Below are 25,575 nucleotides of genomic sequence, written 5' to 3' on the forward strand. Positions count from 1 at the left end.
CGTGTGCCCTCAGACTGCCGTGGGCCCCGAGACCCCCCAGGTGTGGAGGATCCGGACATGGATCGGAAGCCGGTCGGCACCCTCCGCCGACCCGGCAGCGCCGGGGACGTAGACACGCTCCAGCCGGGCCAGATCACCCAGTGGTCCGAGGTCGACCCGGCCGCCGGCCCCGGCCGAGATACGCAGCTGCGTGAGCTCCGGGACGCGCCGGAGGTCGGGGACCTGGCCCCCTGGTACGAGAGCTCCAGTTCCCTGACCTGGGGGAAGAGTGCGCCGCCCGGGTGGGTGTCCAGCGACTGCGCGGCCACCTCCAGCAGCTGGAGGGTCTGTGCCTCCGCGAGGTCCTGCCAGTCGACAGCCGTCCGGGGACTGCTGTCCCTGCCCAGGCGCAGACCCTCCAGGCCGGCCCAGCGGCCGATGTCCCGGTAGCCGGTCTCCGGCGTGCCGGTCCGTACGAGGTCGAGCGTGCGCAGCGGCGCGTCCGGTGCGAGACCTACCGTCATCCGTCCAGGACGAGCATCAAGTATGGGATGCAGTCGGCGCCTGTCCCCCCGAAACGGTCCCGTTTCGAGGCTCGGCTTAGTGAGGATCCGTGTGACCCCGGTCTCGAATCCGGGCTTTCCGGAGCGGGCCCGCGGTGACAAGGCGCACAGGCGTTTTGGGCGGTACTAGGCGGACTAGGAGGTCGTGCGCGGTGCGGCGGGGGGCCTCAGTCGGGGTGGTGTGGGGCTTCTGTGCCGACGCGGGCGAAGAGTCCGGATCCTTACGTAGATATCCGGATACGCGGGCCGCGAGCTGCGGTTAAACCCCCTCCGCGGCATGAAATCATGGCGTCCGAATTGGGTGGATTTGGGTGTCAACAGTTCTTTATGCCCAGGGGACTTCTACGAACTTTGGTAGTAATAGGGGGGTTTGAGCCCGACGGGGAGCACGGGTTACCAATGTGAGGCCAGCCCGGCATGCGTGCCGGGTCCATTCATGCCCGGAGGTTCTCCCCGTATGTCGAAGCGCACCCTTTCCCTCAGCACCCGCCGCCCGTCCGCCCTCCGCACTCGTGCCGCCGTCCTGGCCGCGGGCATGGGTGCCTCGGTGGTGCTCGGGGCGGGCGTCGCGTTCGCCGATGACGCGGTCGCCTCCTCGAACGTCCTGGCCGCGCCGGCCGCCTCCATCGCCGCGCAGGCCGAGGCGCAGGCCAAGGCCGCCGCGGTCGCCAAGCAGGCGGCGCAGGCCAAGAAGGCCGCCGAGGTCAAGAAGGCCGCACTGGCCAAGAAGGCCAAGAAGGCCAAGAAGAAGGCGGCCAACCCCGCCTGGACCAACCCGGTCGCCAAGTACACCCTGAGCGCCAGCTTCGGCCTCGGCGGCAACATGTGGTCGCAGAAGCACTCCGGCCAGGACTACGCGGTTCCGGTCGGCACCTCGGTGAAGGCCGCGGGCTCCGGCACCGTGGTCAAGGCCGGCCCGAACGGTGGCGGCGACGGTCCCGCGTACGGCAACGCCGTGGTGATCAAGCACTCCAACGGCAAGTACTCGCAGTACGCGCACCTGTCGAAGATCAAGGTGAGCATCGGCCAGAAGGTCAAGACGAACCAGCAGATCGCGCTCTCCGGCAACACCGGAAACTCCAGCGGCCCGCACCTGCACTTCGAGATCCGTACGACCCCGAACTACGGCTCGGCGGTCAACCCGGTCGCGTTCCTGCGCAGCGCCGGCGTTCAGCTCTGACGATCGGTTGACCGATTGTTCGATGGCGACTTCGAGGACAGCCTTGCGCTTGTCCTCGAAGTCGCCTTCGGCGTTTTGTCAGTGCCTCGTGCCGGCATCGAATACGTGACGCATCTGGCTCATCTCAAGCAGCTGCGGCTCGCCAAGGACGCGATGGACCGCGACTGGGCCGAGCCGCTCGACCTGGACGCGGTCGCCGCGCACGCGGGCTACTCCCGCTACCACTTCGTCCGGGCCTTCAAGGCGGTGTACGACCCGGAGTCGGCGGAGGCGATGAAGACGCTGGTCTCCAAGGGCGTCCTCGGCGCCGGGGTGCTGGCCACCGACGACATCCACGGCGACTACGAGAAGCTCAAGGCGCGCGGGGTGCAGTTCCTCCAGGAGCCGCAGGAGCGGCCGTACGGAACCGAGGCGATCTTCCGCGACGACTCGGGGAACTGGTTCTCCTTCACCCAGCAGCGCGAGGGGGGCGACCTCGACTTCGACAAGGACTGGGCCTGCTGACGAGAGCTGCGAGCGGCCAGGGTGTGTCCGGCATGATCGGCCGGACACCCTCCTATTCCGGCAGCCGTACGACCGGGAAGCTTCCGGTGGTCGTCGGTGCGTGCTCGGGCAGCCACAGCACCGCGATCGCGCCGCCGGCGCCCGGCGCCGTGTCACTCTCCGGGCGGGCGGCGTTGCGGAAGGTCAGGCGCGCCCCCAGGACGCGCGCCTGGCCCGTGGCGATGGTCAGGCCCAGCCCGTGGCCGACGCCCGCGCGGTCGCTGCTGCCCGTGCGGAACCGGCTCGGCCCCTCGCGCAGCAGCGCCTCGGGGAACCCGGGCCCATGATCACGTACGCGTACCACCCGGCCCTCCACGGTGACCTCGACCGGCGGCTTGCCGTGCTTGGCGGCATTGGCCAGCAGATTGCCGAGGATGCGCTCCAGCCGCCGCGGATCGGTGCTGACCCACGACTCGTGCACCACGCGCACGACCGCGTCCGGGTCCATCGTCCGCACCCGGCGGCTGACGAATTCGCCGAGCGCGACCTCCTGGAGCTCGGCCCGCTCGGAGGCGCTGTCCAGCCGCGCCACCTCCAGTACGTCCTCGACCAGCACCCGCATCGCCTGCGCCCGGTCCCGGACCAGCTCGGTGGGCCGCCCCGGCGGCAGCAGTTCCGCCGCCGTCAGCAGCCCGGTCACCGGCGTGCGCAGCTCGTGCGCGATGTCCGCGGTGACCCGCCGCTCCGCCTCCAGGCGCTGCTGAAGGGCGTCCGCCATGGCGTCCACGGCGCGTGCGAGGTCGTTCGTCTCGTCGCGTACGACGCCGCCGACCGCGTCCCGTACGCGTACGTCCGGGTCGCCCTGGGCGACCTTGCCCGCCGCGGTGGCCGCCTTGCGCAGCCGGCGGGAGATCTGGCCGCCGATGAGCACGCCGAGCGCGGAGCCGGCGAAGACGACCGCGACAGATCCGATGACCAGCGCCCGGTCCAGGTCCTTCATCACGTTCGCGCTGTCGGTGAAGCGGGTGTGCAGCGACAGGACCTGCCCGTTGCCCAGCGGCACGGCGGCCCACACGTCGGGCGCACCGCTGTCGTGCTCCTGTACGTACGTGCCGCGGCGGCCCGACGTGGCCTTGTCCCTGAGCGCCCCGGGCAGCTCGGGATCGTTCAGTTTGGCGCCGAGCGGCGGCTTCTTCGCCGCCTCCGAGTTACGGGCGATGAACTGCACCCGCTCCAGCTGCACGTCACGGGCGTTGTCGAGCATCGAGACACGCGCGGCGTTGTGCACGACCAGGCTGAGGGCCACGGTGATCAGCGCGCCGACCGCGGCGATCGCGAAGCTGATCTTCCAGCGGATACCCGTGCGCAGGGCGAACCGCTTCATGCCTTCAACTTGTAGCCGAAGCCGCGGACCGTCTCGATCCGATCCTGGCCGATCTTGGTGCGCAGCCGCTGCACATGGACGTCCACGACCCGGGTGTCACCGCCCCACCCGTAGTCCCACACCCGCTCCAGCAGCCGGTCGCGGGAGAGCACGGTGCCCGGCGCCGCGGAGAACTCCAGCAGCAGCCGCATCTCGGTCGGTGTGAGCGCCACCGGCGCGCCGCCCTTGCGTACCTCCATGCCCTCCGTGTCGACCTCCAGGTCGCCGAAGGACAGCGGCCCGCTCTCGCCCTGGCCGTCCGTGTCGCGCTGCCCGCCGGGCCCGCCCGCGTGTCCGAAGCGGCGCAGCACGGCCCGGATGCGGGCCACCAGCACGGCGCCGTCGAAGGGCTTGGTCACGTAGTCGTCGGCGCCGGCCTCCAGGCCCAGCACCACGTCGATCGAGTCGGCGCGCGCGGACAGCATGATCACCGGAACGGTCGACTCGTCCCGGATCCGGCGGCACAGGCTGACCCCGTCCAGGCCCGGCACCATCACATCCAGCAGCGCGATGTCCGGCCGGTTCGAGCGGAACGCCTCCAGGCCCGACAGCCCGTCCGGCATCGCGGTCACCCGGAAGCCGTCCCGCTCCAGCGCCAGCTGGGTGGCCTCACGGATGACGTCGTCGTCCTCGACGAAAAGCACATGAGTCTCGGCCATCGGCTGCTCTCAGTCCTCCGACGGCGCGGCGGGCGGCTGCGCGCCGCCGTCGACCGCGTTGCTGTAGTCGTTGTGCACCCGGTCGACCTCGGTGAACTTCTCCCCCGACCAGCGGTACGTGATGATGTCCTCGCCGGACGGGAAGGCCACCGAGTCGCCTTTGGCGTACACCTGCTTGGTGAGCACCAGGTCGCCCCGGTCGATCTCCGCGTAGACCGGCGGCTCCTCGGCCGCAAAGACGTTCTCGTACGTTTCGCCCTCGGCGCGATATACGTACGTGCCCACGCCCACCGCGTCCGCGCACGACAGGACGTTGACCACGACGTCGTTGACCCCGTTCGCGGTGATCTTGCCGTACGAGACGTCGACCGGGTACTCGTCGGCGACACAGGGCTTCAGATCGCGCTTGACCGCCTCGCTGACCTCCGGGTCGTTCTTCACCAGCGACACCGCGTCGACCATCTGCAGAGCCTCGGAGGACGGCGTCGTGGTGGGCGCGACCTTCGCCACCTGGCCGGAACGCGCCGCCCCCTCGTCGCGCACCCCGGCACCGCCCGTGGAGCAGCCCGCCACCAACAGGCCGGCGGCGGCGAGGCCGGCCGCTGCCGTGCCCGTCGCCGCCCGTGAGGCTCTGTCTAGGCCGCGCACCGCTCCCGCCCCTCGTTCCGCGCGGCGTGTTCACCGCGCTCCAGCGCCCGCGCATCCAGGTCGCGGCTCTCCAGCTCCTGGCGGAGCCGGGCCAGCGCCCGGTGCAGCGTGCTCTTCACCGTACCTGCCGACATACCGAGCGCCGCAGCGGTCTCCTCGGTGCTCATCTGCTCCCAGTGTCGCAGCACGACCACGCTGCGCTGCTTGGGCGCCAGCACGCCGAGGATGTCCATCAGAAGGGCGCGGTCGGCGCGCTGCTCGGTGCCGTCCTCGACGCTCGCGTCGGGCAGCTGCTCGGTGGGGACCTCTTCGAGCTTGCGGGCGCGCCACCACTCGGTGCGGGTGTTGATCATCACCCGTCGGAGGTAGGCGTCGGCCAGGGACTTGTCCGCTATGCCGTCCCAGCGGCCGTACGTACGGGCGAGCGCGGTCTGCAGCAGGTCCTGGGCGTCGACGGGGTCCGGGACCAGACGACGGGCACTGCGCAGCAGCGCGTCCTGCCGGGTCCGTACGTACTCCTCGAACTCGAGCACCTCGCCGTGCGCCATTTTCCGAACCGCCTCTGCTGCCGCCTCCGTGTTTACGGAGCTGAAGTTACGGAGGCGGTGTCACGAGGCTGTGCGGACCAGCCCTCGGTGGGCGCACGGCTGTCAGTAGGTTGTGTAACAGGACCGCGTTCAACGATTTTTCATCGAGTTCTCAGCGAGTTCGTCGAGGTCCCGGCTCAGCGGCAGCCGGTATACCCCGCCCGGCAGCGGTTCCACGAGCCCGTCCGACACCAGCCCGTCCAGCGCCCTGGCCCGCTGCACCGGCTCGTCCCACACCGCGTCGAGCACCGACTGCGGCACCGGACCGACCGCCTCGCGCAGTACGGCGAGGAGCTTGCCGCGCACCTGCCGGTCCGTACCGGCGTACGTCTGGCCGCGCCGCGGCGGACCCTGGTGCGCGGGCTTGCCCGCCAGCCGCCAGGCGCACTGCTGCGCGATCGGGCAGCGCACGCAGTCCGGGCTCTTCGCCGTACACACCAGCGCGCCGAGCTCCATCGACGCGGCCGCCCAGCGGGCCGCCGTCGGCTCGTCCTCGGGCAGCAGCAGCCGGGCGAGCTTGCGCTCGGCGGCGGTGGTGGCGTTCGGCGGGTACTGGACACCGGTCGCGGCCCGCGCGAACACCCGCCGCACATTGGTGTCGAGCACGGTGTGCCGCTGCCCGTACGCGAAGGAGACGACGGCCGCGGCGGTGTACTCGCCGATCCCGGGCAGCGCGAGCAGCTGGCCGTGCTCGCGCGGTACGTCACCGCCGTGGCGTTCCGTTATCGCCACGGCCGCGCCGTGCAGCCGCAGGGCGCGCCGCGGGTAGCCGAGCCGACCCCAGGCGCGGACCGCCTCGCCGGGCGGCTCGGCCGCCAGGTCGGCGGGGCGCGGCCAGCGGGCCAGCCACTGCTCGTACACCGGGAGCACCCGGCTGACCGGGGTCTGCTGCAGCATGAACTCGCTGACCATCACACCCCAGGGGCCGGCCTCGGGGCGGCGCCAGGGCAGATCGCGCGCGTTCTCGTCGAACCACGCGATGACGGGGGCGTGGAGGGCGCTGGGGGCAGTCGTCGTGAGGGCAGTCATGGCAGTCATGGCAGGACCGATCCTGGCACGTTTCGCGTCGGAAGTGGCTCAGGGGCCGTCGTTGCGAGCGGCGCGAGCGGCATCGCGAGCGCGTGGTGGCGCGAAGGCGCGGGGTCGCACCCCGGGGTGCGCCCACCGGGCGATACCGGGGCGATACCGGTACCTCAGGAGCAACAGTGCGCTCTGCGGGGCCAGTTCCGTGATGATGATCCGCAAAACCTGGACGCAGGGCGGCATGTGGGGCGGGAGTTGGCGCCGATCTCTCGTACAGTTTGCGCCGTGGGATCTCTGCGCAATCCGATCGGGCCGCTTCCCTCCTCCATCTACTGGCGGCGGAGGGCCGTTGCGATGTCGCTCGTCGCGTTGCTCGGACTGCTGATCGTGTGGGTCGTCAGTTCCGGTGGCGGCAACGGCGACAAGGACGGCGACCAGTCCGACGGCAAAGGCCCCGCCCCCTCGATCACTCCCGGCCCCACCGGATCGGGTCCCGCGATCAGTGAAGCCCCGGGTGGCCGCGACGAGTCGGGCGGCACGGGGGGCGGTGGCGGCGATGGCGGCACCGACGCCGGCGCCGGCGGCAAGAACGGCGACACACCGGTGGGCGGCTCGGCGAACGGCGGCGGTGGTACGCCGGTGCGCGTACCCGTGGGCTCCAGCCTCCCCGACTGCACTGCGGGAGCAGTGCAGTTGACGCTGCGCAGCGTCAAGAACGCCTACGAGCCGGGCGAGAAGCCGAAGTTCGAGCTGATCGTGAAGAACGTCTCCGGCGCCACCTGCAAGGTTGACTTCGGGCCGAAGGCCGCCGTGCTGACGATCACCGAGGCGGGCGGCGACGACGAGGTGTGGTCCTCGGCGGACTGCCCGAGCGGTCCGGAAAGCGTGCTGTTCCGGGTGCCGGCGAAGAGCGGGATCACCCACCGGGTGGAGTGGGACCTCAAGCAGAGCGCGCCGCAGTGCGCGACCCCCCCGGCGGGCGCGGCCAAGCCGGGCACGTACCTGGTGGAGGCAAAGGTCCCCGGCCTGTCGGTGACGCCGGCCTCGTTCGTGCTGGAGAAGGACTAGCCGGGCCGATCATGCCGGGCTCGCGTGCCCGCAGTGGCATCGGCCGCTCCGCGGCGGGCCGCGCCGCGTTGTCGTCGGTCGCCGATGTCCAGCTACCTCCCCCAGCTACCCCCAGGGGTGCCCCTAGACGTACCGCTCCAGGATCGACGACTCGGCGAGTCGGGACAGGCCCTCGCGGACCGAGCGGGCTCGCGCCTCGCCGACGCCGTCCACCGTCTGGAGGTCGTCGACGCTCGCCGCGAGCAGCTTCTGCAGGCCGCCGAAGTGCTCGACGAGTCGCTCGATGATCGCGCCGGGCAGCCGCGGCACCTTCGCCAGCAGCCGGTAGCCGCGCGGCGAGACGGCCGAGTCGAGCGTCTCGGGGGAGCCGCTGTAGCCCAGCGCCCGGGCCACGATGGGCAGTTCGAGCAGCTCGGCGTGGCTGAGGGCGTCCAGTTCGGTGAGTGCTTCGGCGACCGTGCGCGAGCGCTTGGCGGTCGGCTCCGGGACGTAGTCGCGGATGACCAGCTCACGCTCGGGCTCGACGCCCGCGATCAGCTCGTCGAGCTGGAGGGAGAGCAGTCGGCCGTCGGTGCCCAGCTCCACCACGTACTCGGCGATCTCGGTGGCGATCCGCCGGACCATCTCCAGGCGCTGTGCGACGGCCGTCACATCCCGGACCGTCACCAGGTCCTCGATCTCCAGCGCGGAGAGCGTCCCGGCGACCTCGTCGAGGCGGAGCTTGTACCGCTCCAGGGTGGCCAGCGCCTGGTTGGCGCGGGACAGGATCGCCGCCGACTCCTCCAGTACGCGGCGCTCCCCGTCGACGTACAGCGCGATCAGCCGCATCGACTGCGAGACCGAGACGACCGGGAAGCCGCACTGCTTGGAGACCCGGTCCGCGGTGCGGTGGCGGGTGCCGGTCTCCTCGGTGTGGATGGACGCGTCCGGGACCAACTGCACGCCGGCCCGCAGAATCTTGGTGATGTCCTTGTCGAGGATGAGCGCGCCGTCGAGCTTGCACAGCTCGCGCAGCCGGGTCGCGGTGAACTCGACGTCCAGCACGAAGCCGCCGGTGCACATCGATTCAACCGTTTTGTCCATGCCGAGGACGATCAGGCCGCCCGTGTTGCCGCGCAGAATGCGCTCCAGGCCGTCGCGCAGGGCCTGCCCCGGCGCGACCGCGCTCAGCGAGGCACGCATCAGCGCTTCGTTGCCGGAACCTCCGCCGGACTTCCCGGATGCTGCCCCGTCCTTGGCTGCCACTGCACTCCTCCGGTCGCGGGTTGCGGTGCCCTGGTGGCACGGTACGTGCTGGCCCACGCGGCCGACCGGGGGGACTGCGGTATTCGTACGGGCGGGCGAGACCAGGGCAAAGTCTACCGGCGCGCGTTGTCCTCCCGCGGGGCCTCTGCCCGAGACCGGCGCGGGAGCACCCGCAGCGCGTCCCCCATGTCGGCCACCTCGGTGACCTTCATGCCGGCGGGGATCTTGCCGGGGTCGGTCGGGACCAGGGCGTGCGTGAAGCCGAGCCGGTGCGCCTCGGCGAGCCGGCGCTGGACCCCCGTGACCCGTCTGACCTCGCCCGCGAGGCCCACTTCACCGATCGCGACCAGGTTCTTCGGCAGCGGAGTGTCGCTGGCCGCGGAGGCCAGCGCGAGCGCGATCGCCAGGTCGGCGGCCGGCTCGGAGAGCTTCACCCCGCCGACCGTCGCGCTGTAGATGTCGCGCTTGCCGAGCGCCGTGATCCGGCCGCGCTGCTCCAGTACGGCCAGCATCATCGAGACCCGCGAGGTTTCCAGGCCGGAGGTGGTCCGCCGGGGCGAGGGGATCTGGGAGTCCACGGTGAGTGCCTGCACCTCGGCGACGAGCGGACGGCGGCCCTCCAGGGTGACGGTCAGGCAGGTGCCGGGCACGGCCTCCGCGCGGCGGGTGAGGAAGAGGCCCGAGGGGTCGGCGAGCCCGGTGATGCCTTCGTCGTGCAGCTCGAAGCAGCCGACCTCGTCGGTCGCGCCGTACCGGTTCTTGACGCCCCGCACCAGCCGCAGCCGCGCGTGCCGGTCGCCCTCGAAGCTGAGCACGACGTCCACCAGGTGCTCCAGCAGGCGCGGGCCCGCGATCGCGCCGTCCTTGGTGACATGGCCGACCAGGAGGGTGGACATGCCGCGCTCCTTGGAGACGCGGATCAGCGCGCCCGCCACCTCGCGGACCTGCGCCATACCGCCGGGCGCGCCGTCGATCTCGGGCGAGGCCACGGTCTGTACGGAGTCCAGGACGAGCAGGGACGGCTTGACGGCGTCGAGGTGGCCGAGGACCGCGGACAGGTCGGTCTCGGCGGCGAGGTAGAGGTGGTCGCTGAGGGCGTTGATCCGGTCGGCGCGCAGCCTGACCTGGCTCGCGGACTCCTCGCCGGTGACATAGAGGGTGCGGTGCTCGTCGCCGGACGCCTTGGCCGCGACATCCAGCAGAAGCGTCGACTTGCCGACGCCCGGCTCGCCGGCGAGCAGCACCACGGCGCCGGGCACCAGTCCGCCGCCGAGAACCCGGTCCAGCTCGTCGACCCCGGTCGAGCGGGCCGTGGCCTGCCGGCCGTCCACCTGGCCGATGGGGACCGCGGCGGAGCTGACCCGGCCGGCCGCGGTGGTCCGGACCGCGGGCGCGCCGTACTCCTCGACCGTCCCCCACGCCTGGCACTCGGGGCAGCGGCCGAGCCATTTGGCCGTCGTCCAGCCGCATTCGGTGCAGCGGTAGGACGGCCGGTCCTTGGCGGATGATCGAGCGGTGCGGGCAGCCATGCGGTCACCGTATAGGGGAGGTCTGACATCCCCGGCCGAGTGGCCGCCCCGGACGCCGATGACGGTCGGAATCCCCGATTCCTGTCCCCTTTTGAGGGATCTGTTCACCCGTAAGGATTAAAAGTGCTCAAGGGGTACGAAGGGGCCCCCATCATCCGCCTACGGTCGCCGGGTGATGAGCAGTAGGCACGAACTCCCCACACACACCACCGGCGCACACCGGGCGCACCGGCGCGCGCCGCGCACTCTGGCACAGACGCCCCCCACCCGGTACGAGCCGTATCTGGACGGCCTGTTCACGTACTGCCTCTCCGTGCTGTGCGACCACGACACGGCGACCGAGGTGCTGGGAGACGTACTCGCCATCTCCGAGCGGCAGTTCGGCCGCTGCCCGTCGGGCGAGGGTCAGCGCAGGGCATGGCTGTACGCGCTCGCCCGCTGGGCCTGCCTGCGCAAGCTCACCGAGCAGAGGCGCCGCCGTCAGGGGGCGCACGCCGGGCAGCGCACGCCGGAGCCCGAGAAGGCCGCTCCGGTCTCCGAGGCTGTCGCGCAGCAGCGCCGCCGCGAACTCGCCCGGCTCGCCTGGCCCGAAGCGGCCGGGACGACGCCCGAGCAGCGCGAGGCCCTCGAACTCGCCGTGCGCCACCGGCTGGCCCCGCGCGAGGTGGCCGCCGTACTGGGCATGGAAGCCCTGGCGGCGCGCGAGCTGCTGGCCGGCGCCGCGTGCGAGGTGGAACGGACCCGGGCCGCGCTCGCCGTCGTCGAGACCGGCTCGTGCCCGGTCGTCGCCCGCCTCACCGGCGACAACCAGGTACTGCTGTCCAGCGCGCTGCGCCGCGAGCTCGTCCGGCACGTCGACGACTGCCCGCGCTGCCGGCGCGCCGCCGAGCGGGCCGGGGCCGGCGGGCCCTGGCCCGGCTCCGTCGTCACCCCCGCCACGCTCCCGCTGCTCGAAGCGCCGCGCGCCGCCGCGCATGTCGCGATGATGCACGTGCCGGGGGCTCGCGGTGCCGGTCCCCGCTTCAACCGGACCGGCTTCCCCATGGACCCCAAGGACCACGCCGCGCGGCGCGATCGGCTGCGCGCCCGCGCCGTGACCACCACCGTGGTCGCCACCGTCGTAGCGGCCCCGGTGCTGGCCCTGTGGGCGGCCTACCGAGGGGCGCCCCTCACCGGGGAAGCCGGCAGAGACGGTTCTTCGGTCTCCGCCGGCGAGGTGGACGCCCCGGGCGGGCTGGAGGGCCGCCCGCACGACACATACGAGAACGCGGGCAACGCCCGCACCGAGCCCGTGCCCCGCTTCACGGCGGGCAGCCGCTCTCCGGACGTCTCGGTCGAGGTCATCAGCCCCTCCGCCCCGTCCGGTCCGGGACCGGCCTCGGGGCCCGGCCGGCTCACCGTGGAGGCGGTGCCCAGCGGCGACACGACGCTCATCACCCTGACCGCCTCCGGCGGCGCACCGGTCGAGTGGACGGCCTGGACGGACGCGCACTGGCTGTACGTGAGCCAGTCGTCCGGGACGCTTGCACCCGGGGAGTCGGTCACGCTGTATGTCTCCGTCGACCATGCCCGGGAGCCGGAGGGCCACTGGAGTGCGCGGATCGGGGTGGACCCGTCGGGCGCGGTGATCGTGGTCGAGGGGCACGGCAAGGCGTCGCCCCCGCCGTCGTCGGAGCCGCCCCCGTCGAGCGAGCCCCCGCCGTCGTCCGAGCCGCCGCCCTCGTCGGAACCCCCGCCCTCGTCGGAGCCGCCTCCGGACCCGGACCCGGTCCCGTCGGACGGCTCACCGGCCCCCGCGGAGTCGCAGGCGCCCAGCCCTACGGGCTGACGGCGCCCGCGTCAGGAAGTCGGGTCCGCCGGGTGCGGGGCCATCGGGAGCAGCGACGCCAGCCGCTCCTCGCACAGCTCTACCAGCCGGTCGTACGCCCCCTTGCCCATCAGCTCGGTCAGCTCGGGGCGGTACGAGACGTACACCGGCTCACCCGCCCCGTGCGCCGACGTCGCCGACGTGCACCACCAGTGCAGGTCGTGACCGCCGGGGCCCCACCCGCGGCGGTCGTACTCGCCGATGGAGACCTGGAGGACGCGCGTGTCGTCGGGCCGTTCGATCCAGTCGTACGTACGCCGGACCGGGAGCTGCCAGCAGACGTCCGGCTTGGTTTCGAGCGGCTCCCGCCCCTCGCGCAGGGCGAGGATGTGCAGCGAGCAGCCCATGCCGCCCTCGAATCCGGGCCGGTTCTGGAAGATGCAGGAGCCCTCCCAGCGCCGCGTCTGGCGGTCGCCGTCCTCGTCGGTCTGGACCCAGCCGGACTCCGTACCGACGTCGTGGAACTGCCACAGGTCGGGGGTGAGCCGCGCCACGTGCGAGGCGACCCGCTTCTCGTCGTCCTCGTCGGAGAAGTGCGCGCCGAGCGTGCAGCAGCCGTCGTCGGCGCGGCCGGCCTGGATGCCCTGGCAGCCGCTGCCGAAGATGCAGGTCCAGCGCGACGTCAGCCAGGTCAGGTCGCAGCGGAAGACCTGCTCTTCATCGTCCGGATCGGGGAACTCGACCCACGCGCGGGCGAAGTCCAGGCCCTTCTCGTCCGGGACGGAGGAAACCCGTGGCTGCTTCTTCATCGATGCTTTGTCCTGCTTCGCCTTTTTCGTCTTGGGCACGGGACAAGCGTAAGCGGGCGGAAGGCACTCCGTGGCCGGTCGGGCGCCGCAATCGCAGTAGCGTTCCGTACATGAGACTCGGTGTCCTTGACGTGGGTTCGAACACGGTGCATCTGCTGGTGGTGGATGCGCACCCCGGTGCGCGCCCGTTGCCGGCGCACTCGCACAAGGCGGAGCTGCGCCTCGCGGAACTCCTCGACACGGACGGGGCGATCGGCCCCGCGGGCATCGACAAGCTGGTGGCGGTGATCACGGACGCGGTGCAGGCCGCGGAGGACAAGGGCTGCGAGGACGTGCTGCCGTTCGCCACGTCCGCGGTGCGGGAGGCTACCAATGCCGACCAGGTGCTCGCCCGGGTCCGCGAGGAGACCGGCGTCGATCTGGCGGTGCTGACCGGCGCGGAGGAGGCCCGGCTGACCTTCCTGGCGGCCCGCCGCTGGTTCGGCTGGTCTTCGGGCCGGCTGCTGGTGCTGGACATCGGCGGGGGCTCGCTGGAGATCGCGTACGGGATCGACGAGGAGCCGGACATCGCCGTGTCCCTGCCGCTGGGCGCGGGCCGGCTGACGGCCGGCTGGCTGCCGGGCGACCCGCCGGACCCGCTGGACGTGAAGGCGCTGCGCCGCCATGTGCGCGCCCAGGTCGCCCGTACGGTCGGCGCCTTCAACCGCTCCGGTTCGCCGGACCACGTGGTGGCCACGTCGAAGACCTTCAAGCAGCTGGCGCGGATAGCGGGGGCGGCCCGCTCCGCCGAGGGGCTGTACGTCCAGCGTGATCTGAGTCGCAAATCCCTGGAGGAGTGGGTGCCGAAGCTGGCGGCGATGACGGCCGCACAGCGCGAGGATCTCCCCGGCGTCTCCGAGGGCCGGGCACTGCAGCTGCTGGCAGGAGCGCTGGTCGCGGAGGGTGCGATGGATCTGTTCGGGGTCGACGTGCTGGAGATCTGCCCCTGGGCGCTGCGCGAGGGAGTCATCCTGCGGCGCCTGGACCATCTGCCAGAGTCCTAGAGAGTCCCCGTACGCTGTCCCTCGTGGCAGAACCAGTGGTGCGCATCCCGGATGCGAAGGTCGCGCTGTCCACGGCGTCCGTGTACCCGGAGTCGACGGCGACGGCCTTCGAGATCGCCGCGCGCCTCGGCTACGACGGGGTCGAGGTGATGGTGTGGACGGACCCTGTCAGCCAGGACATCGAGGCCCTGCGGCGGCTCTCCGACTACCACGAGGTGCCGATCCTGGCCGTGCACGCGCCCTGTCTGCTGATCACGCAGCGGGTGTGGTCCACGGACCCGTGGGTGAAGCTCCAGCGGGCGCAGGCGGCGGCCGAGAAGCTGGGCGCGTCGACCGTGGTCGTCCACCCGCCGTTCCGCTGGCAGCGGCAGTACGCGCGTGACTTCGTGCGGGGCATCTGGCGGATGGCGGACGAGACGGACGTCCGGTTCGCTGTCGAGAACATGTACCCGTGGCGCTACCGGGACCGCGAGATGCTCGCGTACGCCCCCGACTGGGACGTGACCAAGGAGGACTTCCGCGACTTCACGGTGGACCTCTCGCACACCGCGACCTCGCGCATCGACACCATGGCCATGGTCGACCGGATGGGCGACCGGCTGGCGCATGTCCACCTGGCCGACGGAAACGGCTCCAGCAAGGACGAGCACCTGGTGCCTGGCCGCGGCAATCAGCCCTGCGCCGAGCTGCTGGAGCGGCTGGCGCTCGGCGGCTTCGGAGGCCATGTCGTCATCGAGGTCAACACGCGGCGCGCGATGTCCGCCGCCGAACGCGAGGCCGACCTGGCGGAGGCGCTGGCCTTCACCCGGCTGCATCTGGCGTCGGCCCTGCGGGTGCCCCGCTCATGACCGACCCCGCCAAGCCGCGCCGCAGGGGCCGCCCGGCCCGTACGGACGCGGACAGCGGCCCCGGCGCCCGCGAGCGGATCCTGGCGGCGGCCCGTACGGATTTCGCCGAGCGCGGGTACGACAAGACGTCGGTACGCGGGATCGCCAAGGCGGCCGGGGTCGACCCGGCACTCGTCCACCACTACTTCGGTACGAAGGACGAGCTCTTCGCGGCGGCGATCGAGGTGTCCTTCGAACCGGCCCTGCTGATCCCGGCGGTGCTGGGCGAGGGCCCTGAAGGCATCGGTGAGCGGCTGGCCCGCTACTTCATCGGCGTATGGGAGAACCCGGCGACGCGGGCCCCGCTGCTGGCGGTCATCCGGTCCGCGCTGACCCACGAGGCGGCGGCGAAGGTGCTTCGCGCCTTTGTGCTGCGGCGGCTGCTGGAGCGGGTGGCGGCGGATCTGAAGGTGCCGGACCCGAAGTTCCGGGCCGAGCTGGCCGCCTCGCACATGATCGGGATCGCGATCCTGCGGTACGTGATCAAGGTCGAGCCGCTGGCGTCGGCGGACCCGGAGGACATCGTGGCGATGGTCGCTCCGACGCTCCAGCGGTATCTGACCGAGGGCTAGGGCCTTTCGTTCGGATCTTGCCGGGCTCGCGGGCCCTGGCACCGCACCGCACCTCGCCGCGTTGTCGTCAGTCGCCAGGGCTCCGCCATGGCTCCTTCCTCCGCCTTGCGATGCACGGCACCAGACCCCGCTCCCTGATCCGGCCTGATCCAAACGAAAGGCCCTAGCGGGCGTCGGGGGGCCGCGGGGCTGACCGAAAGCTGAGCGCCCCGTCCCGTAATCCGGACAGACTGTCCAGATCTTGGAGCCGGGGCGTAGGCTCGAAGGCAGTCGTATCTGCCTATGGGGAGTGAACCCGATGCCCGAGCTCAGGTCCCGCACCGTCACCCACGGCCGCAACATGGCGGGCGCCCGCGCTCTTATGCGGGCGTCGGGCGTAGCGAGCGCGGACATCGGGAAGCCGATCATCGCGGTCGCCAACTCCTTCACCGAGTTCGTCCCCGGCCACACCCACCTCGCGCCGGTCGGCCGGATCGTCTCCGACGCGATCCTGGCGGCGGGCGCGGTGCCGCGCGAGTTCAACACGATCGCTGTCGACGACGGCATCGCTATGGGCCACGCCGGCATGCTCTATTCGCTGCCCTCCCGCGACCTGATCGCCGACTCGGTCGAGTACATGGTCGAGGCGCACTGCGCCGACGCGCTGATCTGCATCTCCAACTGCGACAAGATCACGCCGGGCATGCTGATGGCCGCGATGCGGCTCAACATCCCCGTCGTCTTCGTCTCCGGCGGCCCGATGGAGGCCGGCCAGGCCACCCTCGTCGACGGCACGGTCCGCAAGCTCGACCTGATCAACGCCATCACGGACGCGGTCAACGAGAACGTCTCGGACGAGGACATCCTCCGTATCGAGGAGAACGCCTGCCCGACCTGCGGCTCCTGTTCCGGCATGTTCACCGCCAACTCGATGAACTGCCTGACCGAGGCCATGGGCCTGTCCCTGCCGGGCAACGGCTCGGTCCTCGCCACGCACACCGCCCGCAAGGCGCTGTACGAGGCGGCCGGCCGTACGGTCGTCGAGATCACCAAGCGCTACTACGAGCAGGACGACGAGACCGTCCTGCCGCGCAACGTGGCGACCCGCGCCGCCTTCGACAACGCCATGGCCCTCGACATCGCCATGGGCGGCTCGACCAACACGATCCTGCACCTGCTCGCCGCCGCGCAGGAGGCCGGGCTCGACTACGACCTCACGGACATCGACGCGGTCTCGCGCCGCGTGCCGTGCCTGGCCAAGGTCGCGCCGAACGTCGCGCCCGGCGGCACGTACTACATGGAGGACGTGCACCGCGCCGGCGGCATCCCCGCCATCCTCGGCGAGCTGTACCGGGCCGGCCTGCTCGACGAGGGCGTGCACTCGGTCCACTCGCCCACGCTGGCCGACTGGCTCAAGACCTGGGACGTGCGCGGCGGTTCGCCGTCCGTCGAGGCGGTCGAGCAGTGGCACGCGGCGCCCGGGTGCGTGCGGTCCGCGACCGCCTTCTCGCAGTCCGAGCGCTGGGACTCCCTCGACGTGGACGCGGCCGGCGGCTGCATCCGCGACGCGGCGCACGCGTACTCCAAGGACGGCGGACTGGCCGTACTCAAGGGGAACCTGGCGGTCGACGGCTGTGTCGTGAAGACGGCCGGCGTCGACGAGTCGATCTGGCGGTTCGAGGGACCGGCCGTCGTCTGCGAGTCGCAGGAGGACGCGGTCGACAAGATCCTCCGCAAGGAGATCAAGGAGGGCGACGTCGTCGTCATCCGCTACGAGGGCCCCAAGGGCGGCCCGGGCATGCAGGAGATGCTCTACCCGACGTCCTTCCTCAAGGGCCGGGGTCTGGGCAAGTCCTGCGCACTGATCACCGACGGCCGCTTCTCCGGCGGTACGTCGGGCCTGTCCATCGGCCACGCCTCGCCCGAGGCAGCCTCCGGCGGCATGATCGCGGTCGTCGAGGACGGCGACCGTATCCGCATCGACATCCCGGCCCGCTCGATCGAACTCCTCGTCCCGGAGGCCGAACTGGCGGCGCGCCACGAGGCCCTGAACGGCGTCTACGCGCCGAAGGACCGCGAGCGCACGGTCTCGGCCGCACTGCGCGCGTACGCGGCGATGGCGACCAGCGCCGACAAGGGCGCGGTGCGGGACGTCTCGAAGCTGGGCTGACCTACCAGTTGGCCGGGTTCGCCGCGTCCACGGCGAACACCGACCCGTCGGGGGCACTGGCGAAGACCCGGCCCCCGACGGGCACCGGCGCGGGCAGGGTGGGCGCTTCGATCCACGAATCCAGGTACGGGACGACCGTCGGACGACGAAAGGCAACGGCATGCGAAGCAGCGGACCCCCCTCCATCCCCGACCGAACGATCCGTCTCACCACGGATGTCTAGCGAAGTGCATGAGCCTGCGTGGGTCGCAGAGAGTGAACTCAACGGGGGAGGGCCGCATGGCGTCTGGAGACGTCGAAGAGAGCGCACGGAGTACGGACGGGGGAAGCGGCCGTCGGCGTGCCCGCCGCAAGGCATTCCGTAGCACTGGACAGCGGGTCAACGTACGCAGCGGACCGGGCACCAGCTGCCGGCTGGTGAGAACCCTGCGGACCGGTGCGACGGTGCGCATCAACTGCCAGATGCCCGGCGAGACGATCACCGGCCCGTACGGCACGACGAACCTCTGGGACAACATCGCCAACGGCCAGTACGTCTCGGACGCGTACGTGAACACGGGCAGCGACGGCTACGTCGCCCCTCGCCGCTCCTGACGCCGCTCCGCCGCGCCGGGGGATAATCGGCCCGTGAGCGAAAGAGCAGACGGCGGCCCGGCCGCCGCACCCACGCCGGCCGGGCCGCAGCCCGAGGCCATCCGTTTCTTCGGCACGACTTGGGTCGGCCACGACGGCGGCTACGGGCTGCGCCGCGCCGGCGTGGCCGTCGGGACGCTGGCGGCCGCCGTCGCCGGGTGCTTCGTGCTGCGCTTCGCGTACCAGGGGCTGGAGATCGCCGAGGTCGGCAGCTTCGTCAACCTCCTGGTCGTCATGATGTTCGCCGTGTGCAGCGCCATCGCCTTCCGCAAGACCTGGGAGGGCTTCACGCGGCGCCCCGCCGACACCGCTGCCGAGGCGTCGCTGCGCAGCCTCAAGATGATCGGCTTCGTGGGCTCGCTGCTCGCCTACTTCTTCCGCTCGCTCGTCGAGGCACCGGGCGAGAAGCTCCGCCGCGCCGAGTACGAGCAGGCCATCACCCAGTACGAGCGCCGCCGCGGCTCCCGCACGGGCAACCCCGCCACCCGCAAGAAGCCAAAGCGCAAGTAGCCCGCGGCCGCACACCCACGGCGCCGGCCTCTCACGCGCACCGCACTCAGCCCGCGCACCGCGCTCCCGCTGTGCCGAGGCCGCCTTGGCGCGCTCCGCATGGACGCGCTCCCGCGCCGCGCTCAGCCCACGCACCGCGCTGCCCACCGGGCCCACGCGCGCTGCCCACCGGGCTCAGGGGCGCACCGCGCCGCAACACGCGCACCGCCCACCGCGCTCATGCCCACCGGGGCCCACGCGTACCGCGCTCACGCACGCGTACCGCGCCCACGCGCTCCGCGCCCGCACCGCACCGCACCGCCCACCGCGCTCATGCCCACCGGGGCCCATGCCCACCGGGGCTCATGCGCACCGGGGCCCACGCGTACCGCGCTCACGCACGCGTACCGCGCCCACGCGCACCGTGCCCGCACCGCGCTGCCCACCGGGCCCACGCGCTCCGCGCTCACGTCTTCCTGCGGCCCATCGAGCCGACCAGGCCCACCACGGCCACGACCAGCGCGCCCCGCCACAGCCCGTCCCACAGGCTGCCGAAGAAGCCCTCGGCCGTCAGAATCTGCCGCATCAGCACGTCGGTGACGACCAGCAGCCCGGCCGGTACGGCCGCGACCCGCCACGGGTGGGCCGCCGCCCAGCGCCGTATCCGGCGGTCCGTACCGGGCGCCTCTCCCTGCTTGCCGCCGAGCGCCGCGCCCGCGCCGCCGACCAGGAAGAACAGCATCAGCGCGACCGACAGCGCGCCGGCCAGCACGCCGAGCCCGATGCCGTCGCCGATCGTGCCGAGCGCGAGCGAGACACCGCCGCCCAGCGCGCCCACCGCGGCGGCGGCCCGCCAAGGGCCGAGCGTGGCGGACGCGACCGCGAGGTGCCGCCGTTCGGACTTCGAGATATCGCCGTTTCGCCTCATACGTCAACCGTCCTCCCGCCCGGCCCTCGGACGCCATGGGGGATGACCCTGACCCACCCCTGAGCCCCTTGACGTGCCTGCCCTCCGGGAGCATTATTCATCACATGATGAATTACGAGGAGGTCGACGCCGTAGGCGCCCACGGCCTCACCGTCGTACGAGGCGACCGCACCGTCCTCCGAGGACTCGACTTCGCCGTCCCCCGAGGCCAGATCACCGGCCTCCTCGGCCCCTCCGGCTGCGGCAAGTCGACCCTCATGCGCGCGATCGTCGGCACCCAGGCCAAAGTCACCGGCACTCTCGAGGTCCTCGGCAGCCCCGCAGGCGACCCTTCCCTCCGCTCCCGCATCGGCTACGTCACCCAGGACCCGTCCGTGTACGACGACCTGACCGTCCGCCAGAACCTCGACTACTTCGCGGCGATCCTCGACCCCGGCCGCACCGCCGCCGAACGCCGCCGCGAGAACGTCACCCGAGCCATCGCCGACGTCGACCTCGCCTCGCACACCGACGCCCTCGCCGGCAACCTCTCCGGCGGCCAGCGCAGCCGCGTCTCACTCGCCGTCGCCCTGCTCGGCACGCCCGAACTCCTCGTCCTCGACGAGCCGACCGTCGGCCTCGACCCGGTCCTGCGCCGCGACTTGTGGGACCTCTTCCACTCCATCGCCGCCGAGCGAGGCGCCACCCTGCTCATCTCCTCCCACGTCATGGACGAGGCCGAGCGCTGCCACCGCCTCCTCCTCATGCGCGACGGCGAGATCCTGGCCGACGACACCCCGGACGCCCTGCGCTCTCGTACGCACACCGAAACCGTGGAAGGGGCCTTCCTGCACCTCGTCGACGAGGCCAACGCCCGCCAGGCGAAGCCCCAGGTGACCCAGGGGAAGACCCAGGAGCAAGTCCGATGAATTCAGCCCGCACCCTCGCCACCGCCGGCCGCGTCCTTCGCCAGCTGCGCCACGACCTGCGGACGATCGCCCTCATGCTCCTCGTCCCGGTCCTGATGATCACCCTGCTCCGGTACGTCTTCGATGGAAGCCCGCGGACCTTCGACTCCATCGGCGCCTCACTGCTCGGCATCTTCCCGCTGATCACGATGTTCCTGGTGACCTCCATCGCCACCCTGCGCGAGCGCACCTCCGGCACCCTCGAACGCCTCCTCGCCATGCCGCTCGGCAAGGCCGACCTCATCGCCGGCTACGCCCTCGCCTTCGGCGCCGTGGCCATCGTCCAGTCCGCACTGGCCACCGGCTTGTCTGTCTGGCTCCTGGGCCTCGACGTCGTCGGCTCCCCCTGGCTGCTCCTGCTGGTCGCCCTGCTCGACGCGCTGCTCGGCACGGCACTGGGCCTCTTCGTCTCCGCCTTCGCCGCCTCCGAGTTCCAGGCGGTCCAGTTCATGCCGGCGGTGATCTTCCCGCAGCTCCTGCTGTGTGGCCTGTTCACCCCGCGCGACCAGATGGCGCCCGCCCTCGAAGCGATCTCCAACATCATGCCCATGTCGTACGCCGTCGACGGGATGAACCAGGTCCTGCGTCACACAGACGTCACCGCCGACTTCATCCGCGACACCGTGATCGTCGCGGCGTGCGCCCTGCTGGTTCTCGCGCTGGGCGCAGCCACACTCCGTCGCCGTACCGCCTGATCCGGGTCCGCTACGGGGTCCACTCCACGTGCAGGGTGGCCTCCGCGGCGGGCTTGATGAACACGTAGTTCGTCGCCGTCGGATTCTGCTCGAACCGCAGCCGCACCTGTGTGGTGCCGGTCCGGCTCACTGCCGAAAGCCCCGCCGCCGAGAAGTCGGACGACGCCTTGGTGCCCGAGGTGAACCGGTCGATGGCCGCCACGTCCGATGCGGTTGCCGCCGCAGCCCAGTCGTCGGCGGCCGTGGTGCAGGCGGCGCCGAAGCAGCCGTTGCGCACATCGGCAACCAGCCGGTTCCCGGCCGGACTCGCCCAGGGGTTCCCCGACGCGCTGGCGTAGGCGACCGTGACGTACGCCCGGATGATGGTCGCTCCGTCCGGGACGGTGGAGGTGTCGAAGGACAGCACCGAGCGGTTGTGCAGTCCGTCCGTGCCGCGGCCCAGGGCCAGCCCCGAGGTGCTCTCCAGGGTGCCGACGACCGCACCGCCCCCGCTCGCGTCCGCCTTCACGTACCCGTCCTGCGCACCCACGCTGGGGAGCGTCGCGGACGTCTCCTCACCGCCGCCCGAGTCGGTGATCCCCCAGAACTTCCCGATCTCGTAGGACGCGCACAGATTCACGTCCAGGATGTAGGCACCGGCGGTACCGCACTGCTGGGCCCCGGCCCCCGGGTCCACCGGCTGACCGTGCTGCATACCCGTGATCGAGAACGTTTCCACGACGGGCGTGCCCGACGCGTTGTTGTAGACCTTGTGCGGGTAGCCGCCCACGGTGTCGGACACATCCGCCGTCATGTCCGCGCCATGCGTGTTGGTCCACTGCTCGGCGACCTCGGTCATGTTCATCGGCACCACGGTGGTGTCGCTGGACCCCTGCCAGATCGACACCTTCGGCCACGGTCCGGTGTAGCCGGGGTTGGCGGCGCGTACCTTGTCACCCCACTGAGCGGCGGTGAGGTTCGTGCCCGGTGACATACAGCTGTATGCGGCCGCCACTGTGGTGGCGCAGCGGTACGGCAGCCCCGCCACCACCGCGCCGCCGGCGAACACGTCCGGGTAGGCGGCGAGCATCGTCGTGGTCATGGCGCCTCCGGCCGAGAGGCCCGTCGCGTACACCTGCGAGGCCGAGGAACCGACGTCGGTCTTCATCCGGTCGACCATCTGCTTGATGGACAGCGCCTCTCCGCTGCCCCGCGCGGTGTCACCGGTCTCGAACCAGTTGAAGCAGGAGCTGGAGTTGTTGAGGCTCTGCTGCTGCGGGAGCAGCAGAGCGAAGCCCCACTGGTCGGCCCACTTCGTCCAGCCGGTCTCCGCGTCGAAGGCGGCCGCCGACTGCGTACAGCCGTGCATGGCCACCACCAGCGGCCGCCCCGCAGGCAGCCCGTCCGGCACATAGCGGAACATCTTGAGGTTCCCCGGGTTCGAGCCGAAACTCGTCACCTCGGTCAGCGAGGCCGCCTGAGCGCCCGGCGCGGTACTCAGGCCGGCCGTGGTCACCGCGAGCAGCGCTCCGGCGACAGTGGCTCCCCATCTTCTGACGGTCGTACGCATGCGCAACATCGCAGCTCCTCTGTACAGGCCGGCCCAGGCCCCCGGCCGACGACACCATCTGTGACGCAGGTCACGCTAGAGCTGGGGCGGACCGCGCAACACGGTGCGTACAGATATGAGTCGTCCCCAGACATGTGGCTCTGCTATATGGACGCCGGTGACACGTTCACCTCCGCCGGTGCGAGGATGGCCACGGACGACCGCACGCCCACCCGGAGGGTGACCCCATGACCCAGACAGTCGCAGTCCTTGGCACCGGAAAGATCGGCGAGGCCCTGCTCAGCGGGATGATCCGGGCCGGATGGGCCCCCTCCGACCTCCTCGTCACCGCCCGCCGCCCGGAGCGCGCCGAGGAACTCCGTACCCGCTACGGCGTCGAGCCGGTCAGCAACGCCGAGGCCGCCAAGCGCGCCGACACCCTCATCCTCACGGTCAAGCCGCAGGACATGGGCAAGCTCCTCGACGAACTCGCCCCGCACGTCCCGGCCGACCGCCTGGTCATCAGCGGCGCGGCCGGCATCCCCACCGCGTACTTCGAGGAGCGGCTCGCCCCGAACACCCCGGTCGTCCGCGTCATGACGAACACCCCCGCCCTCGTCGACGAGGCGATGTCCGTCATCTCGGCCGGCAGTCATGCCACCGCCGAACACCTCGCCCACGCGGAGGAGATCTTCGGCGCCGTCGGCAAGACGCTGCGCGTCCCGGAGTCCCAGCAGGACGCGGCCACCGCACTGTCCGGCTCGGGCCCGGCGTACTTCTACTTCCTCGTCGAGGCGATGACGGACGCCGGCATCCTGCTCGGCCTGCCCCGCGCCCAGGCCCACGACCTGATCGTCCAGGCGGCCATCGGCGCGGCCGTCATGCTCCGCGACAGCGGCGAACACCCCGTCAAGCTCCGCGAGGCCGTCACCTCGCCCGCCGGCACCACCATCAACGCCATCCGCGAGCTCGAGAACCACGGCGTACGGGCGGCCCTGATCGCCGCACTCGAAGCCGCCCGCGACCGCAGCCGCGAACTCGCCTCCGGCAACGGCTGACCAGCCCCTCGGTCAGCCGGCCGGCAGCAGCCCGATCGCCCGATAGGCGGCATCGACCACGGGCCGCGCCATGGCCCGGGCCCGAGCCGCCCCGTCCCGGAGCACCCCGTCCAGATACCCGGGGTCGGCGCACAGCTCCGCATGCCGCGCCCGCAACGGCCGCATCAGCTCCACCACAGCCTCCGCGGCATCCTTCTTCAGCGCCCCGTACGAGGTGCAGCCGGCAGCCAGCCCCTCCGGCTCACCCCCGGTACAGGCCGCCAGTACATCGAGCAGATTCGCCACGCCGGGCTTGGCCGCGCGGTCGTACTCGACCTCCCGCCCGCTGTCCGTCACGGCCCGCATCACTTTCTTGCGCACCACGTCGGGCTCGTCGAGCAGGTACACGATCCCGGCCGTTGTCTCGTGGGACTTGCCCATCTTCGCGGTCGGCTCCTGCAGATCCATGACGCGGGCCGCCACCTTGGGATGCGTGGCCTTCGGCACGACGAAGGTATGCCCGTACCGCTGGTTGAAGCGCACGGCCAGGTCGCGTGTCAGCTCCACATGCTGAGCCTGGTCGTCCCCCACCGGCACCTCATCCGTCCCGTAGGCCAGGATGTCGGCGGCCATCAGCACGGGATACGTCAGCAGCGACAGCCGCACACTCTGCCCGGCCGCTTGCGCCTGCGTGCCTTTCTCCTTGTACTGGATCATCCGCCGCAGCTCGCCGACGGTGGCCGTGCACTCCAGCAGATAGGAGAGTCTCGCGTGCTCGTCCACGTGACTCTGTACGAAAACGGTGCACCGCGCCGGATCCAGCCCGGCCGCGAGCAGCAGCGTGGCTGCCTGGCGGCTGAGCCGCCGTACCCGGGCCGGATCGTGCTCCACGGTGAGCGCATGCAGGTCCACCACACAGAACAGGGCATCGGCCCGGTACTGGTCGGTCTCGGCCCACTGCCGTACGGCCCCCAGGTAGTTGCCCAGCGTCAGGTGCCCGGTCGGCTTGACCCCGCTGAAGATCCGCGTCATCTCTCCACCTCCTGATAGGAGCCGCCGCAGTCCGCGACCGGCCTCCCGGGTAGGGGAGAAACACCAACGGCCGCCGAAGCGGCGGCCGTTGAATGCGTGCGTAAGCGCCGGCCGCCGTCAGGCGGCCCACCAACGAAGGGTGAACGCACGCGTAGTCATGCCCCCAGGCTAGCGCCGCAGACCCCGGCGCGCCCTTGGGTTGACACGTCCGGCGTGCCTACGTAGTGTTCTCCGAGTTGTCCGACGTGAGCGCCGACCCCGGTCGGTCCCCGGACAGCCATTCCGCAAGAACCATTCGAACGAACGACGTGTTGTCGTCTCGTTTTCATGCGTATTTGCGAATGAGGAATCCGCGTTCGACGAGCGCGGCCCCCGATTAGCTCGGGGGCGAGGATTCCGCTAATGTCTCACCTCGTCGGAACGGCCCAACGGCCGGAAAGACACTGCAGCAACTCCTGCTTCGCAGGGGGCCACTGACTGGGAATCAGGCCCGAAAGGATCTGATAGAGTCGGTAGCGCCGGAAAGGAAACGCGAAAGCGGGACCTGGAAGGCAGAAATCCCACTTCGACTGGGAATCGGACACGAAAGAGTCTGATAGAGTCGGAAACGCAAGACCGAAGGGAAGCGCCCG

Annotated in this window: 25 protein-coding genes; 14 read left to right on the forward strand and 11 right to left on the reverse strand. The window is 71.4% G+C overall.

Features of this window, described 5'->3' with window-relative positions; genetic code table 11:
• Positions 1–57 precede the first annotated feature (57 nt).
• The 3 genes from NLX86_RS30890 to NLX86_RS30900 all read left to right on the forward strand — a co-directional run bounded on the left by NLX86_RS30890 (position 58) and on the right by NLX86_RS30900 (position 2,226).
• Positions 58–429, forward strand: coding sequence for a hypothetical protein (locus NLX86_RS30890; RefSeq protein WP_254375119.1), 372 nt, complete (start codon positions 58–60; stop codon positions 427–429).
• Between the two features lie 570 nt (positions 430–999).
• Complete coding sequence (locus NLX86_RS30895) at positions 1,000–1,722, forward strand: M23 family metallopeptidase (protein WP_254375120.1); 723 nt, start codon at positions 1,000–1,002, stop codon at positions 1,720–1,722.
• Positions 1,723–1,875: 153 nt separating this feature from the next.
• Positions 1,876–2,226 carry a VOC family protein gene (locus tag NLX86_RS30900; RefSeq protein WP_254375144.1) on the forward strand — a complete coding sequence of 117 codons (351 nt, stop codon included), beginning with the start codon at positions 1,876–1,878 and terminating at the stop codon, positions 2,224–2,226.
• Positions 2,227–2,278: 52 nt separating this feature from the next.
• Here NLX86_RS30900 and cseC read toward each other — a convergent pair whose 3' ends face one another.
• From cseC to NLX86_RS30925, 5 genes are all read right to left on the reverse strand, one after another.
• On the reverse strand, positions 2,279–3,589 hold the full coding sequence (gene cseC, locus NLX86_RS30905) for a two-component system sensor histidine kinase CseC (protein WP_254375121.1): 1,311 nt from the start codon (positions 3,587–3,589) through the stop codon (positions 2,279–2,281).
• Positions 3,586–4,287 carry a two-component system response regulator CseB gene (gene cseB / locus NLX86_RS30910; protein WP_254375122.1) on the reverse strand — a complete coding sequence of 234 codons (702 nt, stop codon included), beginning with the start codon at positions 4,285–4,287 and terminating at the stop codon, positions 3,586–3,588. Before cseB ends, cseC begins: the two co-directional genes overlap by 4 nt.
• Positions 4,288–4,296: 9 nt before the next feature.
• A complete protein-coding gene (locus NLX86_RS30915) occupies positions 4,297–4,935 on the reverse strand; it encodes a hypothetical protein (protein ID WP_254375123.1) in 639 nt (212 codons plus the stop codon).
• Positions 4,923–5,483, reverse strand: coding sequence for a SigE family RNA polymerase sigma factor (locus NLX86_RS30920; protein ID WP_254375124.1), 561 nt, complete (start codon positions 5,481–5,483; stop codon positions 4,923–4,925). Before NLX86_RS30920 ends, NLX86_RS30915 begins: the two co-directional genes overlap by 13 nt.
• Positions 5,484–5,612: 129 nt before the next feature.
• Positions 5,613–6,560, reverse strand: coding sequence for an A/G-specific adenine glycosylase (locus NLX86_RS30925; protein ID WP_254375125.1), 948 nt, complete (start codon positions 6,558–6,560; stop codon positions 5,613–5,615).
• Positions 6,561–6,830: 270 nt separating this feature from the next.
• Between NLX86_RS30925 and NLX86_RS30930 the strand changes: the two genes are divergently transcribed.
• Complete coding sequence (locus NLX86_RS30930) at positions 6,831–7,613, forward strand: hypothetical protein (protein ID WP_254375126.1); 783 nt, start codon at positions 6,831–6,833, stop codon at positions 7,611–7,613.
• 123 nt (positions 7,614–7,736) lie between these two features.
• Here NLX86_RS30930 and disA read toward each other — a convergent pair whose 3' ends face one another.
• Both disA and radA read right to left on the reverse strand, forming a co-directional pair.
• Complete coding sequence (gene disA / locus NLX86_RS30935) at positions 7,737–8,858, reverse strand: DNA integrity scanning diadenylate cyclase DisA (RefSeq protein ID WP_254375127.1); 1,122 nt, start codon at positions 8,856–8,858, stop codon at positions 7,737–7,739.
• A gap of 113 nt (positions 8,859–8,971) precedes the next feature.
• Positions 8,972–10,387, reverse strand: coding sequence for a DNA repair protein RadA (gene radA, locus NLX86_RS30940; protein ID WP_254375128.1), 1,416 nt, complete (start codon positions 10,385–10,387; stop codon positions 8,972–8,974).
• A gap of 175 nt (positions 10,388–10,562) precedes the next feature.
• Between radA and NLX86_RS30945 the strand changes: the two genes are divergently transcribed.
• Positions 10,563–12,215 carry a hypothetical protein gene (locus NLX86_RS30945; RefSeq protein ID WP_254375129.1) on the forward strand — a complete coding sequence of 551 codons (1,653 nt, stop codon included), beginning with the start codon at positions 10,563–10,565 and terminating at the stop codon, positions 12,213–12,215.
• Positions 12,216–12,226: 11 nt separating this feature from the next.
• Here NLX86_RS30945 and NLX86_RS30950 read toward each other — a convergent pair whose 3' ends face one another.
• Positions 12,227–13,042 (reverse strand): hypothetical protein, encoded by an 816-nt coding sequence (locus tag NLX86_RS30950; RefSeq protein WP_254375130.1) that lies wholly within the window; start codon positions 13,040–13,042, stop codon positions 12,227–12,229.
• Between the two features lie 71 nt (positions 13,043–13,113).
• Between NLX86_RS30950 and NLX86_RS30955 the strand changes: the two genes are divergently transcribed.
• From NLX86_RS30955 to NLX86_RS30980, 6 genes are all read left to right on the forward strand, one after another.
• Positions 13,114–14,046: a Ppx/GppA phosphatase family protein gene (locus NLX86_RS30955; RefSeq protein WP_254375131.1), complete on the forward strand. Its 933-nt coding sequence runs from the start codon at positions 13,114–13,116 to the stop codon at positions 14,044–14,046.
• A 23-nt stretch (positions 14,047–14,069) separates the two neighbouring features.
• Positions 14,070–14,894: a sugar phosphate isomerase/epimerase gene (locus NLX86_RS30960; RefSeq protein ID WP_254375132.1), complete on the forward strand. Its 825-nt coding sequence runs from the start codon at positions 14,070–14,072 to the stop codon at positions 14,892–14,894.
• Positions 14,891–15,505, forward strand: coding sequence for a TetR family transcriptional regulator (locus NLX86_RS30965; protein ID WP_254375133.1), 615 nt, complete (start codon positions 14,891–14,893; stop codon positions 15,503–15,505). The genes NLX86_RS30960 and NLX86_RS30965 overlap by 4 nt, the downstream gene beginning before the upstream one ends.
• 298 nt (positions 15,506–15,803) lie before the next feature.
• Positions 15,804–17,654 carry a dihydroxy-acid dehydratase gene (ilvD, locus tag NLX86_RS30970; RefSeq protein ID WP_254375134.1) on the forward strand — a complete coding sequence of 617 codons (1,851 nt, stop codon included), beginning with the start codon at positions 15,804–15,806 and terminating at the stop codon, positions 17,652–17,654.
• A 279-nt stretch (positions 17,655–17,933) separates the two neighbouring features.
• Positions 17,934–18,248, forward strand: a complete 315-nt coding sequence (locus NLX86_RS30975) for an SH3 domain-containing protein (RefSeq protein ID WP_254375135.1) — start codon at positions 17,934–17,936, stop codon at positions 18,246–18,248.
• Between the two features lie 33 nt (positions 18,249–18,281).
• Complete coding sequence (locus tag NLX86_RS30980) at positions 18,282–18,797, forward strand: hypothetical protein (protein ID WP_254375136.1); 516 nt, start codon at positions 18,282–18,284, stop codon at positions 18,795–18,797.
• Positions 18,798–19,242: 445 nt separating this feature from the next.
• Here the strand turns inward: NLX86_RS30980 and NLX86_RS30985 are convergent, their stop codons facing one another.
• Complete coding sequence (locus NLX86_RS30985) at positions 19,243–19,704, reverse strand: hypothetical protein (protein ID WP_254375137.1); 462 nt, start codon at positions 19,702–19,704, stop codon at positions 19,243–19,245.
• 104 nt (positions 19,705–19,808) lie between these two features.
• Here NLX86_RS30985 and NLX86_RS30990 point away from each other — a divergent pair, with 104 nt between their 5' ends.
• The gene (locus tag NLX86_RS30990) at positions 19,809–20,612 is read left to right on the forward strand and encodes an ABC transporter ATP-binding protein (protein WP_254375138.1); all 804 of its coding nucleotides are present in this window, start codon (positions 19,809–19,811) and stop codon (positions 20,610–20,612) included.
• Positions 20,609–21,346: an ABC transporter permease gene (locus tag NLX86_RS30995; RefSeq protein WP_254375139.1), complete on the forward strand. Its 738-nt coding sequence runs from the start codon at positions 20,609–20,611 to the stop codon at positions 21,344–21,346. Before NLX86_RS30990 ends, NLX86_RS30995 begins: the two co-directional genes overlap by 4 nt.
• Positions 21,347–21,356: 10 nt before the next feature.
• Here the strand turns inward: NLX86_RS30995 and NLX86_RS31000 are convergent, their stop codons facing one another.
• Positions 21,357–22,895 carry a PHB depolymerase family esterase gene (locus tag NLX86_RS31000; RefSeq protein ID WP_254375140.1) on the reverse strand — a complete coding sequence of 513 codons (1,539 nt, stop codon included), beginning with the start codon at positions 22,893–22,895 and terminating at the stop codon, positions 21,357–21,359.
• Between the two features lie 227 nt (positions 22,896–23,122).
• Between NLX86_RS31000 and proC the strand changes: the two genes are divergently transcribed.
• Positions 23,123–23,932 carry a pyrroline-5-carboxylate reductase gene (proC, locus tag NLX86_RS31005; RefSeq protein WP_254375141.1) on the forward strand — a complete coding sequence of 270 codons (810 nt, stop codon included), beginning with the start codon at positions 23,123–23,125 and terminating at the stop codon, positions 23,930–23,932.
• A 12-nt stretch (positions 23,933–23,944) separates the two neighbouring features.
• On the opposite strand, the gene trpS is transcribed toward proC, so the two are convergent.
• Positions 23,945–24,943 (reverse strand): tryptophan--tRNA ligase, encoded by a 999-nt coding sequence (trpS, locus tag NLX86_RS31010; protein ID WP_254375142.1) that lies wholly within the window; start codon positions 24,941–24,943, stop codon positions 23,945–23,947.
• Positions 24,944–25,575: the final 632 nt, after the last annotated feature.

Origin of the sequence: Streptomyces sp. A3M-1-3 (assembly GCF_024213665.1) — a bacterium.
GTDB lineage: Bacteria > Actinomycetota > Actinomycetes > Streptomycetales > Streptomycetaceae > Streptomyces.